The organism is Streptomyces zhihengii (assembly GCF_016919245.1).
Taxonomy (GTDB): Bacteria; Actinomycetota; Actinomycetes; order Streptomycetales; family Streptomycetaceae; genus Streptomyces; species Streptomyces zhihengii.
In genome coordinates this window covers 4570608-4584850 of sequence record NZ_JAFEJA010000001.1, presented here as the reverse complement: position 1 = coordinate 4584850, position 14243 = coordinate 4570608, and the positions used below count along the sequence as shown (strand labels likewise).

General features: G+C 73.6%; 11 protein-coding genes. 4 read left to right on the top strand and 7 right to left on the bottom strand.

The window, feature by feature from the left end:
• Positions 1-144 precede the first annotated feature (144 nt).
• The gene (locus tag JE024_RS19320; RefSeq protein ID WP_205374778.1) at positions 145-1968 is read left to right on the top strand and encodes a caspase family protein; all 1824 of its coding nucleotides are present in this window, start codon (positions 145-147) and stop codon (positions 1966-1968) included.
• A gap of 15 nt (positions 1969-1983) precedes the next feature.
• Here the strand turns inward: JE024_RS19320 and JE024_RS19315 are convergent, their stop codons facing one another.
• From JE024_RS19315 to JE024_RS19295, 5 genes are all read right to left on the bottom strand, one after another.
• Positions 1984-4851 carry a CHAT domain-containing protein gene (locus JE024_RS19315; RefSeq protein WP_244882976.1) on the bottom strand — a complete coding sequence of 956 codons (2868 nt, stop codon included), beginning with the start codon at positions 4849-4851 and terminating at the stop codon, positions 1984-1986.
• Positions 4848-5522: an RES family NAD+ phosphorylase gene (locus JE024_RS19310; RefSeq protein WP_205374777.1), complete on the bottom strand. Its 675-nt coding sequence runs from the start codon at positions 5520-5522 to the stop codon at positions 4848-4850. Before JE024_RS19310 ends, JE024_RS19315 begins: the two co-directional genes overlap by 4 nt.
• Positions 5523-5530: 8 nt before the next feature.
• Entirely contained in the window at positions 5531-6184 is a 654-nt protein-coding gene (locus JE024_RS19305; protein WP_244882974.1) for a hypothetical protein, read from the bottom strand.
• Complete coding sequence (locus tag JE024_RS19300) at positions 6181-7305, bottom strand: macro domain-containing protein (protein WP_205374776.1); 1125 nt, start codon at positions 7303-7305, stop codon at positions 6181-6183. Before JE024_RS19300 ends, JE024_RS19305 begins: the two co-directional genes overlap by 4 nt.
• Before the next feature lie 142 nt (positions 7306-7447).
• The gene (locus JE024_RS19295; RefSeq protein WP_244882972.1) at positions 7448-10258 is read right to left on the bottom strand and encodes a CHAT domain-containing protein; all 2811 of its coding nucleotides are present in this window, start codon (positions 10256-10258) and stop codon (positions 7448-7450) included.
• Between the two features lie 221 nt (positions 10259-10479).
• Between JE024_RS19295 and JE024_RS19290 the strand changes: the two genes are divergently transcribed.
• Positions 10480-12366, top strand: a complete 1887-nt coding sequence (locus JE024_RS19290; protein WP_205374774.1) for a serine/threonine protein kinase — start codon at positions 10480-10482, stop codon at positions 12364-12366.
• A gap of 14 nt (positions 12367-12380) precedes the next feature.
• On the opposite strand, the gene JE024_RS19285 is transcribed toward JE024_RS19290, so the two are convergent.
• Positions 12381-12605 carry a hypothetical protein gene (locus tag JE024_RS19285; protein WP_205374773.1) on the bottom strand — a complete coding sequence of 75 codons (225 nt, stop codon included), beginning with the start codon at positions 12603-12605 and terminating at the stop codon, positions 12381-12383.
• On the bottom strand, positions 12602-12823 hold the full coding sequence (locus JE024_RS19280; protein ID WP_205374772.1) for a hypothetical protein: 222 nt from the start codon (positions 12821-12823) through the stop codon (positions 12602-12604). The genes JE024_RS19285 and JE024_RS19280 overlap by 4 nt, the downstream gene beginning before the upstream one ends.
• 116 nt (positions 12824-12939) lie before the next feature.
• Between JE024_RS19280 and JE024_RS19275 the strand changes: the two genes are divergently transcribed.
• Positions 12940-13782, top strand: coding sequence for a helix-turn-helix domain-containing protein (locus tag JE024_RS19275; protein WP_205374771.1), 843 nt, complete (start codon positions 12940-12942; stop codon positions 13780-13782).
• Positions 13763-14035: a DUF397 domain-containing protein gene (locus JE024_RS19270; protein WP_205374770.1), complete on the top strand. Its 273-nt coding sequence runs from the start codon at positions 13763-13765 to the stop codon at positions 14033-14035. Before JE024_RS19275 ends, JE024_RS19270 begins: the two co-directional genes overlap by 20 nt.
• Positions 14036-14243 lie beyond the last annotated feature (208 nt).

Here is a 14243-nt window from a genome sequence, read left to right as displayed (position 1 = left end):
CGGAACCCGTCACGGCGCAGCGACCGATCATTCCAGGACATCGACGCTCCGCGCACGGATCCGTACACGGTGCACCCGCGATCTGCCCCGCAAACAACCGGAATCCGCCCCGGCGGCACCCTCGGGCGGTGGCAAAATTTCGGTATGCGGACCGTGTACGCGCTTTTCGTGGGCATCGACACCTATCCGGACTCCCCTCTGAGGGGGTGTGTGAACGACGTGGCGGCGGCCGAGGACTGGCTGCGGCGCCAACCCGGGTTACAGCCCGACGTCCTGCGCTTACGGAACGCGGAGGCCACCCGGGACGCCCTGGTCACGGGCATCGACCGCCACCTCGGCAGCGCGGGCCCCGGCGACACGGCCCTGCTCTGGTACAGCGGCCACGGCAGCGAACGCCGCACCGAGGACCCGCTCGCGTCCACCGGCCACACCCAGGCCCTGGTGTGCCACGACAGCCTCACCGAGGGCGGGCAGCCGCTGCTCCAGGACACCGATCTGGGGGACATGCTCGACGGCATCGCGCGGCGGGGCGTGCACGTCGTGGCCGTGCTGGACTGCTGCCACTCGGGCGGGGCGACCAGGCGCGGGGCGACCGCACGCGGGGTCGAGTGGCGGCCGTGGTGGCACACCCCGGGCGCGCGGGGCCTCCGGGGCACCGCACCGGAGGCCGCCCCCGAACACGTCCTGCTCGCCGCCTGCCGCCCCCACGAGAGCGCGTACGAAGAAGTCATCGGCGGTGAGAGCCGCGGCTGGTGGTCCCATTCCCTGCTCCACGCCCTCGACCGCCTCGGCCCCCGCTCGACCTACGGCAGGGTCCACGCCCTCGCCGAGGAACGCGTCCGCGACAGCACCCACCTCCAGCGGCCCGAACTGCGGGGCCCGGCCACCCGGCGCTTCCTGCACGGCGAGGAGACGGGCGACTCGCCCTACCTGCTGCGGCACACGGCTCGCGGCTGGGAGGTGAACTGCGGCGCGGCTCACGGGCTGCGCTCCCCGGGAGCCGAGTTCACCCTCCTCACACCGTCCGGGCCGGACGCCCGAGGGCCACGAGTGGTGGCCGTGCACGAGGTCGGACCGGAGACGTCGCTCGCCAGGACCGTGGGCTGGCAGCCGAGCACGGAAGACGTCGAGGCCGTGCATCCCGTCACCCCGTCCGCCCTCGCCTTCCCGCCCGCCGCGGTGACCGTCACCGGGCGCCCGGGAGACGTCCGCCTCGTCGAGGACGCCGTCGGGGCCTCACCGATGCTGGCGGCGGGCGGCCCAGGGCTGCCGCTGCTGGTCGAGACGGGCGGCGGGTGGGCCCGCGTCTCCGGGGGCGCCGGCCACCCCGTCGCCCCGCTCCCACTGCGCTCCCCGGCGGACGCCGCCCGCGTCGCGGACTGCTGCGCGCACATCGCCCGCTGGCACCACCTGCTCGATCTCGCCAACCCGGACGCCTCCCTGTCCTCCCTGATCCGCGTGAGCGTCGAGCCGCTCGTCGGCGACCTGCGGCACACCGGTGAGGGCGAGATCGTCTGCTCGTACACACCCGACGGGCGCGAGCCGCAGGTGCGGGTACGGATCCACAATCTGGGGGAGGGCGAGCTGTGGTGCGTCCTGCTGTATCTGGCGGACAACTATGAGTGCTCCCCAGCACTGTTCGAAGGCGACTTCGTCGCACCGGGCCACCCTGGCGTGGCACGACGAGGAGAGCCCGTCTGGCTGCGCCTACCGCCCGGCCGACCGGTGTCACCCGGTGCACACACCCGGGACGTGCTGAAGCTCGTCGTCGCGCAGAACGAGCTCAACACCGAGCCGTTCAGGCTTCCCGCCTGGTCTGTGGACGGATGGCGGCACCACCGAGGAACGGACATCGCCGGGCCGCTGCGGCTCACTCCTCCGCGCAGCACACGGCTGCCGGGTGGCCCTGCCGACCGCGTGGGCCTGTGGGGCACTGCCTCGGTGGTGATCCGCACCGAAGTACCCTGATCTCCATCCTGGGCCTCACCACCCGAGATGAGTGAATCCCGCCCAGCCGGTCAGGTCCCGACCGTCGAGGTCGGGCAGCCGCGCCACGAGTTCCGGGGGCATCCCGTCCGGCGCACGACGTGTTCGCCTGTCCCGGAGCATCCACAACTGCGCCTGCCGCAGGGCCTGCCCGGGTGACAGCCCCTCACGCACCAGGTAGTGGTGCGTCATGTACATCAGGAGCGAGGTCGCCTCGTCCGGTACCGGCCAGAGGGACCCCAGGACCGACCTGGCGCCCGCGACCAGGAACGCCGTGGACAAGCCGTACGCCTCGTCGTGGCCGTGCACGGAGACGTTGCTGCTGCACGCGGCAAGCACCACCAGCTCCAGATGGTGGTACCGGGCCGACCCCTCGGTCAGGTCCTCGGCCGAGAGGTCGCCGCCCGACAGTTGCAGATACGCGGTGCGTCGGCGGCCCTGTTCCGCCACTCCGTGACACGCCAGGTGCAGCATCCCCCCTCTCTGCCGTCCGAGCCATGCGGTGACTGCCGCCGGTGTCCCGGTGCCTGCCGCCAGCAGCGTTCCGTCGCGATGGAAGGTCCGGTGGATGGCCTTCGCCTCCACCCCCGCGTGGAACAGTTCCCCGGTCGGATCGCCGACGACGAGCGATTCGCGTGTCCCCGCGGGAGGGCGAGAGGCCACTTCGCACATCAGCCGAGCCGACGGCAGATAGGAGACCTCCGCCACCTCGCAGGCGTATCGACGCCCTCCGAACGTCGCGGGCAGCCTGGCGGCGTGCCACGGAACGACTCCCGCCTCGGCCATGGGCACGAGGACGAGGGAAGGCACCAGCCCGGGCTTGCGGGGCACCGCCTTCAGCAGTGGCTCCATGACGGCGCGTCCCGCCCACTCGCTCAGGCGGTCGAGCGACGCTCTGTCACGCCCCGCCGGCCCGGCGGAGGCGTTCCCGGATGCGGGCACGCTCGGCCCGGGCGGCCCGCCAGGGAGCCGTGCGGGCCCCGAGTCGGCTGCTCCCACCTCCAGGTACGCCCGCAACTCGGCAGCTTGGTAAGTGAGTTCGGGCAGGGGCACTGGCAGAACCTCGCCCTCCACCGGCACGGCGAGTGCCGTACCGATACCTTCCTCGTCGCCCGGCACGAGATAGACGACGGCGTCGCGCCCGAGGGCTCGGAGAGCCTGTCGGATCTCGTCAACGGAAGGAACGTGGAGCAGTCGTCGCCGCTGCGGTGTGGCCGCCAGCGCCTGGAGGACGCGACGACGCAGCCGGCTCGAAGGGCCCGCGGGCCGCGCCCCGGGCAAGGTGCCCGCCTCGGGCAAGGTGCCCGCCTCGGGGGCGGACTCACCCGCCTGCCGCCATTCCCCGGCGAGCTCCTCCTGGCCGAGGGCAGTGAGCATGTCGGGCACACCCGTGGCCACGGTCGCCGCGTGCAGGACCAGCCCGCGCCCGGAGTCCAGGGCCCGCACCGCATCCTCGTAGGCGCCGTCGGCGACGCACCAGCGCGCCACGTCGACCGCACGTTCCGCCGCGAGTCCGCCCACCTCGGCCGCGTGGACCGTACCGCTCTGGAGCAGCACGTCCCAGGAAGCGGCCCGTAGGGCTTCCAGACCGAGGCGGCGCGCCTCTTCGTGGTTGAGGCGGGCTGCGCGGGTGCCCACCGCCTCCGCGTCACCTCGCGTGCGGTACGCCCTCGCCAGTGAGTGTCCCGTGCCGCCCCACAGCGGATGCTCCGGCCCTCCCATCAGGCGCAGAGTGTGCTTCAGCCAGGAGATGCCCTGGTCGAGGTGACGCGGCCGGTCCTGGAGCGGCGTACCGGCAAGGCCCGCGACCGAGCAGTGGGCGACTCCGAGCATGCAGGTGCAGCGCAGCCACTGTTCGTCATCGGGTTCGAGCAGCTCCAGAGCGTCCTCGAGCAACGTCGCGGCGTCCAGAATCCCCGCCGGGTCACGGCGCAGGAACGCCTGACCGCCGCGGCTGACCCCCGCCTCGATCAGGACGGTGGCTCTCACTCCGCTCGGCATCGCAGCCGCATTGCTGCGGACGTCCTCCGCCGTCCTCGCCCCGCCCCTCTCGCCCACCGGTTCGAAGCGGCCGGTCCGCCGCGCTCGCAGGTACGCCAGATTGCCCCGCGCGTTCTCCAGGCCGGACTCCAGGGTCGGCCGGTCCATGTGATCGGTCGCCAAGTGGGCGACGACGCCTTCGATGACGCGGATCTCGTTCACGAGAGATTCCTCGTCCTCTGCCCGCGCGGCCTGGTGGGAACGGAATACGGCGATCTGGCCCTGGACCACGGCCCGCTGCTCGGCGCTGAACATCGGAGAGTCCCGCAACCGTTCCAGATCCGCGACCGCCGAGTCCATCTCGTCCTCCCCACCGCCACGCTGTGACAGATGCACTCGCAACGCGGCATGGGCGACGTCGAAGGCCTCGCGTTCCGGGGCGTCCTCGGGCAGGACCGCCCGCGCCTCCTCGATCCGGGCCATGGCCGCCTCCATTTCGGAGACGTCCTGACCGAAATCCAGGACGCCCGATGTGCTCGCGAGCACGGCCACGTTCGCCTGCCATCGCGGGTCGGCCGGTCCTTGGGCCCGGACTGCGTGGAGGAGTTCGGCCTCGTCTCCGGTGGTTTGAAGCCCGCCGAGTCGCAACACCGGCAGCACGCTCAGGATCTGCCCGGCTCGGAAGCCACGGAGTGGTGTTCCCTCGGGAAGTGCGCACCAGTCGCGGTACAGCCTGTCGTAGGCGGACGCCGCGGTGTCGCAGCCCAGACGGTCGAGGACCAACGAGACCAGCCGCGCGACGTCCGCTCCGCTGACCAGCCCTCCGGCACCCATCTGCTCCAATTCGAGCAGCACCACCTGCAAGTCGTACGGCTTCCAGCTCACCCCACTCCCCCCACCCTCGGCGCCCCCCGCGCCCAGTACGCCGCCAGCACCCCGTTCAGCCACCGCTCCCCCTCCCCCGTCCCGAAGTCGACACGTTCCGGCCCCGCCGGCTCCAGCGCGGCGGCACCCCCGAAGCGGTCCTCGAAGAGCACCGCCACCCGGTCCGACGGCTCGCGCTTCGACGGCCAGACGAAGCCCTGCGCCCACGGCGCCGTCCCGCGGCGGATCCAGTGGCCCCAGTCCCGCGTCTGCGGATACTCCGCGCCCTCGGCGTGGACGAGCCACGAGTCCTGCGCCACGGCGGCCAGTTCCGCGCCCGCCATCAGCGAGACGACCTCCACGTCGGCGGCCAGCCGCAGGAACGACAGGCAGCGCCGCTCGAACGAGGCGCGCGGCAGCAGCCGCACCGATCCGTCCCCCTCGAAGGGGACGGATCTCAGCAGCACCTCGCAGACCGCCGCTCCCACACTGAGCCCGATGTACGCGTAGCCGTACGGCTCGTACACGGTGCTGTCGAAGCGGCCCCCGTAGTAGAAGGGGTGCGCCTGCCGGGTGTTGAAGGCGGTGGCGTCCCGGTGCGTGCCGTGGACGCGGTAGACCGGCGTCCCGGCGGGGAGCACGGCGCGGACGGGCTCGCCCGGCAGGGCCTCGGGCGGCGGGTACTTGGGCACGCGGCGCCTCACCACTCCCCGAGGGCGCGGGCCGCGCCCAGCAGTTCGGGGTCGCGGGCACGCCCGAGCAGCCCGGCGGGGGTGGTGCCGGTCCAGGCGTTGGCGGAGAGCCACCAGTCGGCGGCGCCCCACGGGTCGGTCCGCGCCCCGAGCAGGTCGTTGACCTCCAGCACGACGGGCCACGGCATGCTGCCCGCCTCGTACTGGAACGCCGGGGCCCGGCGCGCCCCGTCCACCCCGGTCAGCACGATGAGGCGCGAGTCCGCCGGGCCCTCCACCGGCAGCGCGGGCGCGGCGAGCAGCCGGTCGCGGACGGGGCCGAGGACCGGCCCCACCATGGGGTTGCCGTCGAGCACCAGCATGCACAGGTCCTGGACGCCGTAGCCGGACACGGTCGCCGCCCCGGCCCCCGTGAACCGTCCCGCGTCCGCGGCGCCGTGCCGCAGCCGGGACGCCTCCTCGTCGGGCAGCGCGTCGAGCACGGCCCGTGCCGCCTCCTCGACGGCGCCCCCGCCCGGGGCACCGGCGCCGCCTTCGGCGCGAAGCCGCTCCAGGCGTTCGCCGAGCGTGTCCAGCGCGGCGGGGGCCATCAGCAGGGACAGCCGGGGCCAGTCGGCCGCGACGGCGCCCAGCATCACCTGGGGATTCACCTGGGGGTTCACCCGCAGTCCCGCCCCTTCTCGTCGTCGCCGGCGGCGGTACGCGCCCCGAGCACCTCGGTCACCAGGTCCGCGATCAGCGGACGGCGCACCACCAGGTGCAGTTCGCGCCCCTGGCCGGCGGCCGGCGCGAGCGCCGACCACAGCGCGCTGACGCTGCTCTCGACCGGCAGCCCGCCCCGCCCGGAGCCGAGCAGCGGGAAGCACACCGTGCGCAGCGGCGGGTCGTACGCGGCGCTCTCCTGGGCGGTGAGCACCAGGACGCGGGCCGCGGCGGCGGCGACGTCCTGCGGGGTGGCGTCGTAGTCGTTGGTCCCGGGTCTCGGGACGGCGACGGCCGCGTGGTGCAGCCGCCGGATGCCGCGGGCGGCGAGCGCGCCGGGCCCGGTCGGCGCGACGGTGCCCGGCCGCACCGGCCGGTGGAGGACCCCGTGGTGGGCGCGCCAGGCGAGGAGTTCGTCGTGCACGGGGTCGGCGACGACGTCGCCCGCGTCGTCCCGCACGGCCCCGGCGCGGCGCAGCGAGGCGGCGACGGAGGACTTGTACATCTCCGGGAGCCCGAAGTGGATGTTGCTCGGCGAGACGACGACGTCCATGTCCCGGAGCAGTTCGACGGGGTGGACGTGGAGCGTCAGGACGGCGGGCGGGCGCCCGGGTCTCGGGACGTGGAGCGTCCGGTGCTGGAGCCGGGGTGGCAGCAGGCCGACGTCGTTCGGCGCGGTGGCCCGCGCACCGGTTCCGGCGAGCCAGCACACCTGCTCGGCGATCTGCCCGAGGATCATCTCCTCCTGGCTCTTGCGGAAGCGCTCGACGCTGATGCTGTAGACCTGTGCGGCGAGTCTGCGCCGGTCGGCGGGGGGCCGGTCGCGCATGCCGTGGGCCAGTCCGAGGGTCAGCTCGGCGGCGTCCTGGAGCTCGCCCCCGCCGAGCCGGGAGACGGCCGCGCGTAAGAGGTTCTCGACCTCGACGGGCCAGGCGTCCGTCACCGCCCCGGGCACGGACACGGCCGCCCGTCGCAGCAGCGGCAGTTCGAGGTCCCGGATCCGGACCAGCCCCTCCAAACGCACCGTCTTCACCTCCCGGAGGACCGACGCGACGTCGAACTGTCCAGCGCGAGGTGACATGAAGCCATGATTGTGCGCGTGACAGGGCTCTCACAAGGCCGTTCCGGCCGTCTTCCGTCAGGCTAACGACGCCGGACCCCCGCCGCCCCGGCCCGCGCCGGGGCGGGAACGGGTCGATTCCGGGTCGGCGGGCCCGTGCCGCTCACCACCCGAGGTGGGTGAACCCCGCCCAGCCGACCAGATCGTCCGCCTTGATGTCCCCCACCCGGGCCACCATGTCCGTCGGCATCCCGGGCGGGGCCTGCCGCCCGGTGTCCAGCATCCACAACTGGGCACGGCGCAGGGCCGATCCGGGCGGCAGGCCCTCCCGGCTCAGGTAGTGGTGCGTCATGTACATCAGCAGGGACGTGGCGTCGTCAGGCACCGGCCACAGCGACCCGACGACGGACCGCGCGCCCGCGACCAGGAACGCGGTCGACAGGCTGTACGCCTCGTCGTAGCCGTGCCCCGAGACGTTCGTCCGGCACGCGGCCAGCACCACCAGCTCCAGGTCCCGCAGCCGCGACGCCCCCTCCGTCAACTCCTCGGCGGGCAGACGGCCCCCGGAGAGCTCCAGGTACGAGCTGTGCCGGCGCCCTGCCTCCACCGTGCCGTGGCAGGCGAGGTGCAGCACTCCTCCGCCCTGCCGTGCGACCCTCCCCGCCACGGTGGCGGGTGTCGCCGTGGCCGTGCCGAGCAAGGTGCCCTCCGGGTAGGACGCCCGGTGGATCGCCCGCGCCTCAGCGCCCGCGTGAACCAGGTCCCCGGTCGGATCGCCGACCACCACCGCCCGCCGCACCCCCGTCGGCCGCCGCCCGGCCACCTCGCACAGCAGTCGCGCCGAGGGCATGTACGAGATCTCCGCCTCCTGACACGCGTACCGCCCCGACGGCAGCCGCGCGGCATGCCAGGGCACGGCCCCCAGCTCGCCCATCGGGACCAGCACGAGCGAGGGAGTCCGCCCATCGGGTCGGGACACGGCATCGAGCAGCGGGGCCATGACCGTCCGCCCGGCCCAGTCGCTCAGCCGGTCGAGCGCCCCGGGATCACCGGACGGTGTCGCGTCCTGCCCGGGCGGTCCTCCGGCGAGCCGCTTCGCATCCCCGGTGACGCCGTAGCCGACGAGTTCCGGTGCGGCGAGGTCCAGGTTCGGCAGCGGCACGGGCCGGACGTCACCGTCGCACGTGATCACCAGTGCGGCCCCGGGGCGCCCGCCGCTTCCCGGCAGCAGGTAGACGAGCGCCGTGCGACCCATGGCCCGCAGCGCACCGGCCATCCCGTCGGGCGAGGGCACGTCCCGCAGCCGCGCGCGGTACGGGCTGTTCTCCAGCACCTCCAGCACTCGCCTGCGCAGACGGCTCGACGGTCCTGCCGTGCCGGTCCCCGCCAGGGGAAGCGCGACGCTCCACGCCGATCCGGACATGAGGGCACCCGACGTACGCCACTCGCCCGCGAGGTCCGGCCTGCCGACCGCGTCCAGCATCTCCGGCACCGACGCACCCACCGTCGCGGCGTGCAGGGTGAGGCCCCGGCCTGCTTCCAGTGTGCGGAGGGCGCCGGTGTGCGCGCCGGCGGCCAGGCACCAGCCGGCGATGTCGACGGCCCGCCGACCGACCATCCGGGCGCTCTCCGCCGCGTGGTCCGTGCCCGACTGGAGCAGGACGTTCCACAAGGCGCCGTCCACGGCGGCTGCTCCCGTCCGCCGGGCGGCGTCGAGATCCCCGGGGGCGGACGGTTCGCGCGGGAACGCCTCGGCCCGGGTGTGCAGGGCCTCGGCGAGGGTGAAACACATACCGGCCCACAGCGGATGATCGGGCCCTCCTGCCACCCCGACGGCGCGCGTGAGCCAGTCGATCCCCTGGTCGGCGGACCCCCGCGAGCCCAGGGGACCGAGGCCGTCCCGCTCCGCGATCCAGCAGTGGCCCCACCCGAACTGGTAGGCGTAGGGCGCCCAGCGCAGGTCGTCCGGTGCGAGGAGGCCGAGACCGTCGCCGAGCAGGGAGAGGGCTTCCCGCGCACCGGCCGGATCATCGGTCGCCACCGCGCGGTGCAGGCGCGCCACACCTGCTTCGCACAGCACGGCCAGCCGCACGTGTCCGGCGAAGCTCCGTGCCTGGGCGCGCACCGCGTCGGCCGTGCGCACGGGGCGGTCCCCGCCGGGAAGGCGCACCGCGCCCCGCGCGGCCCGAAGCGTCTGAAGGATCTCCCAGGACATCTCGCGCGCGATCTCGAACCGGAGCCGGGCCGGATGGTCGAAGGGCAACGTGGCCTGCACGGCGTCCAGTTCGTCCACCTGCTGTGCGAGAGCCTTCTCGTCCGCCCTCCGCAGCGCCTGCTGCACCCGGAGCGTCGCGAGGGATCCACGCAGGATCCGACCCGTCTCGGCGTCCGCCACGGGCGCCTGCCGCAGCGCGGCGATCTCCTCCACCGCGGCGTCGAGGTCGTCCTCGCCGCCGAGCACACCGAGCTGGAACCGGATGAACGCCCGCACCAGGTCGAGGCCGTACCGATCGTCGGTCCCGGCGGGCACCGTTCCGCGCACCCGTTCGACGGTGGCGAGCTCCCTCTCCAGGGCGTCCGGACGTGACGTCCCGATGCGCATGCCGTGCGACGCCGAGAGGAGCACGACCCACGACTTCCAGCCAGGGTCGTCCGGACCGTGGTCGACGGCCTCCTCGCACAGGTCGACACGTGCCTCGTCGTCGGACAGCGGGCCCGCGAACCCCAGGTAGGGCATCATCCGCAGAATCTGTCCGGCACGTATGCCGGACCGGGGCGTCCCTCGGGTGCCCGCCCTGAAGTCTGCACACAGCCGCGTCCACGCCTCGTCCGGCGTGCCGGCACCGAGCCTGTCCGTGATCAACGACGCGATGCGCGCCAGGTCCTCCGCGCTGCTCACGCCCTGCCGGACGGCCCGCCGGACGTCCCGCTCCAGTCCGTCCAGGTCGTACCGCCGATACCGCTGCTCCCCCACGCCGACTCCCCCGCCCCCACGATTCATCCGGCCTCGGACACTCTGCCCCGCATTGGCCGCGTTCAGCCTCGAATCTGCCAGATGCCCCCGGGCCGGATCCGGTCGGAATCAGGGCGGCTCCAGGGCGGCTTCCGCGTGATCCGACACACCGTCACATGTCCTCTACAACAACGGGTTTGCGGCTCCGCCGACGCGCGCGGCGACTCGGTTACGCTTCGCCCATGCAGGGGGAGCCGGACAACATTTCAGGTTTGCAGGGCAGTGGGGCCACTCCGCTCACCCCGGGTGACCCGCAGCGCATCGGTGCGTTCCGTCTCCGGGGCGTGCTGGGCTCCGGCGGCATGGGGCGGGTCTACCTCGGGACGGCCGAGGGCCGGTACGCCGCCGTGAAGCGGGTGCTCCCGGTGCTCGCCGAGGACGAGGACTTCCTCCGCCACTTCGGGCACGAGCTCGACAACCTCGCCCGGCTCCCCGGTGGTGTCAGCGCCAAGCTGCTGGCGTCCGACCGCACGGCACGGCCCCCGTGGTTCGCCACCGAGTACATCCCCGGCATCACCCTCAGCGAGGCGCTGCGCCTGCACGGCGGCGCGCTCCCGCCCGAGAGCCTGTGGCGACTGCTCCGGGACGCCTCCGCCGGGCTGCGCAAGGTGCACGCGGCGGAGATGGTGCACCGCGACCTCAAGCCGTCCAACGTCATGCTGACCACCGCCGGCGCCACTCTCATCGACTTCGGCGTCGCCCGCGCCGCCGACCAGAGCCGGCTGACCAAGACGGGCATGGTCATCGGCACCCCCGCCTACATGGCGCCCGAACAGGCCACCGCCGGCAAGCAGATCACCGGGGCCGCCGACGTCTTCGCCCTCGGCAGCCTGCTGCTGTACGCGGCGAACGGACGCCCGCCCTTCGGCGACGGCTCCGGGCTCGAACTGCTCTACCGCATCGTGCACGAGGAGCCCGACATGGGCGACCTCGCCGAGGCCGTGCCCGGTCTGGCCGAGATCGTCACCCGCTGCCTCGCCAAGGCCCCGGCGGACCGGCCCACCGCCCAGGAGCTGTACGACCTCGCGGGCGACCACACCCTCCCGCTGACCCCCGCCTCGCCCGCCCCGTGGCCGCGCCAGGTCGCGGAACGCATCGCGGAGCGCGCGGCGTTCGCCGCGAGGTCGCCCGAGGATGCCTTCGGCCCCGATACGGAGGAGGACGACGAACCGGCCGTGGTCCCGCCCCCGCCCGTCGTGCCCCCGACTCCCGGCACGCCCCCGGCGAAGAAGCCGCGCGAGCGGCGCAGGCGGACGATGCTGCTGGTGCTGCCGATCGTCGTGGTCACCGGCACCACCCTGACCGTGGCGCTCTCCCCGTACGACATCCCGGGCCTCGGCAAGGACCCCGGCGTCTCGGCGAAGCCCTCGCCGACGCCGTCCGGAAGCGCCTCGTCCGCCCCCTCGCCCGACGGGGTCTCCCCGTCGCCCACCCGTCCCGGAGCGTCACCGGCCGGGAGCGCGTCGCCCTCGACCGGCGCCCCGGGCGGGGTCCCCGGAGACGGCGGCGCGGGCGGCGCGGGAGCAGGCGGCTCCGGCGACGGCCAGGACCCGGGCGCCTCCGACGGAGGCGGCGGCAACGGGTCCGGCGGTTCGAGCAGCTCCGGCGCCTCGGGCGGGTCCGGCTCCGGTGGCGGCGGCCAGGCCCCGGCGCCGCCCCCGGCCCCCTCCACCAGCGGGCGGCTCAAGGGCCTCGCCCTCGGCCGGTGCGTCGCGGAGAACAAGAACGCCTACTCGGGCAGCTCCTCCGTCATGAACGCGGTGTGCGGCGAACCGGGGGCCAACGGCACCAAGCGGTACTACACATGGACCTACCAGCCGGTGTCGTCCACCACGTTCAAACTGGTCGGCGAGACCGGCAAGTGCCTGAAGTCCAACGCCTTCTACGGCCTCGCGGTCGAAGCCTGCAACGGCTCGGAGGCCCAGCTCTGGCAGATCGGCGCACGGGGGGCCGGGGGACACACGCTGAAGAGCCGCGCCGACGGCATGTGCCTCGCGATGACGAGCAACGTCGGATTCGCCAAGGCTGCCTGCGACGCGACCCAGCAGTCCCAGCTCTGGGCCGGCTGACCGCGCGGCACCCGCTACGGCAGCCGCCCCTCCGCGTTGCGCACCCGCACCCGGGCCCGCAGCACCTCGGAGGGCTCGGCGGGGCGCAGTTCGGCCGGCGGACAGTCCCACTCCCGCCCGCCGCCCACCGGGCGCAGATAGCCGTACGCGCCGAAGTACGCCATCACCCGGCCCACGCGGCCGTCCCGCCGGTCGACGGCCCACGTCCCGGGCTCCGGGGCCCCGGGCGCCGCCCTCACTTCTCCAGCCCCTTCAGCACGCACGCGAGCCGCAGCGCCGTGTCGAGGTTGCAGCGCCCCAGCTCGATGAGCGGATACGGCGCGTCACTCGCCAGCGGGACGACGTCGACGCGCAACGACGGCAGCGTCACCGACACCACGTCCAGCCCGTCCTTCAGCCGGGCCACCACCTCCTCCGCGGCCCGCAGCCGCTCCCCCGAACGCACAACCTGTCCCATGACCGGATTCCTCCACCACTGAGTGTTCACTTTCCTCACCCAGCGTGTCCGTCACGCCGCTAGCCTGGGAAGAGTCGACGCCCAACAACGCGACCTGCTGTCCCTGGAGTTGCGCCATGCCCGGACCGAAGGATCTCGACCCGTCCACCTCCCCGAGGGCACTCCTCGGCGCCGAACTGCGCCACGCCCGCATAAAGGCCGGCCTCACCCAGGACGATCTCGGCGATCCGCTGTTCGTCAGCGGGTCGTACATCGGCCAGATGGAGGCAGGCACCCGCCGCATCCTGCGCGAGCACGCGGTCCGACTGGACGAGGTGTTGGGCACGACGGACTTCTTCACCCGCAACTGCGAGGCGTCCGGCAGGTCCCGCTACCCCGACCACTTCGCGGAGGCCGCGGAGGCGGAGGCGACGGCGGAGAGCATCCGCGAGTACGCGCCCCTGCTCATCCCGGGGCTGCTCCAGACGGAGGGGTACGCGCGGGCGGTGTTCCGCGCGTACCAGCCGACGGCCACGGAGGACGTCATCGACGCCCTCGTGGAGGCGAGGCTCGACCGCGCGCGGCTCCTCGCGGATCCAACACGGCCGCTGTTGTGGGCTGTACTGGACGAGGCGGTGCTGCGGCGGCGCGTGGGGAGCGACGCCGTCATGGCGGAGGCGCTGAGACACGTGGCGGACCTCGCCCGGCGCCACCGCGTCATCGTGCAGGTGCTGCCGTTCGACGCGGGGGCGCACGCTTCGATGGGCGGCGCGCTCAAGTTGATGAGCTTCGTCGACGCACCTCCGCTCACCTACCTGGAGGGCCCGGGAACAGGCCAGTTGGAGGACTCCCCGGCCTCCGTCGCCCGGCATCAGTTGGCCTACGATCTGATCGGGGCCAGCGCGCTGTCGCCGGAATCATCCTTGGCCCTGATCACCTCAGTGGCAGAGGATTACGCGCATGACGAGCAGCAGCCCTGAGCACGACCGCACCTCGGCGATCTGGCGCAAGTCCAGCTACAGCGGCGGCGAGGGAGGCAACTGCGTCGAAGTCGCCGCTTCCTGGCGCAAGTCCAGCTACAGCGATGGCAGCGGCGGCAACTGCCTCGAAGTCGCCGACGCCCCCGCCCCGCACACCGTCCCCGTGCGCGACTCCAAGGTCCCCGACGGGCCCCGTCTCACCTTCCCGGGGCCCGTCTGGCAGACCTTCCTCGCCGGGCTGAAGCAGCCGTAACCGGCGGCCCGGATCTCGGGTGCCGAGAGTCGAGACCCTTCTTCAGGGAAGGGGTGGGAGGGACCTCAACCCACCCTCCCACCCTGCCCGTTGACATGCTCGCGGACGTTCCGCGACCGACTTGCCACGCAGCGTCATCACGCTCTACGGTTCCGATAAACGAACAGCCCCCGCCGGTGCGCCAACACCGGACGAGGGCCTGACCATC

Bases quoted from the DNA above. Each gene is read 5' to 3' on its own strand.
- JE024_RS19270 (WP_205374770.1), top strand. From the start codon at position 13,763: ATGACGAGCAGCAGCCCTGAGCACGACCGCACCTCGGCGATCTGGCGC.
- JE024_RS19320 (WP_205374778.1), top strand. From the start codon at position 145: ATGCGGACCGTGTACGCGCTTTTCGTGGGCATCGACACCTATCCGGAC.
- JE024_RS19275 (WP_205374771.1), top strand. From the start codon at position 12,940: ATGCCCGGACCGAAGGATCTCGACCCGTCCACCTCCCCGAGGGCACTC.
- JE024_RS19290 (WP_205374774.1), top strand. From the start codon at position 10,480: ATGCAGGGGGAGCCGGACAACATTTCAGGTTTGCAGGGCAGTGGGGCC.
- JE024_RS19300 (WP_205374776.1), bottom strand. From the start codon at position 7,305: ATGTCACCTCGCGCTGGACAGTTCGACGTCGCGTCGGTCCTCCGGGAG.
- JE024_RS19280 (WP_205374772.1), bottom strand. From the start codon at position 12,823: ATGGGACAGGTTGTGCGTTCGGGGGAGCGGCTGCGGGCCGCGGAGGAG.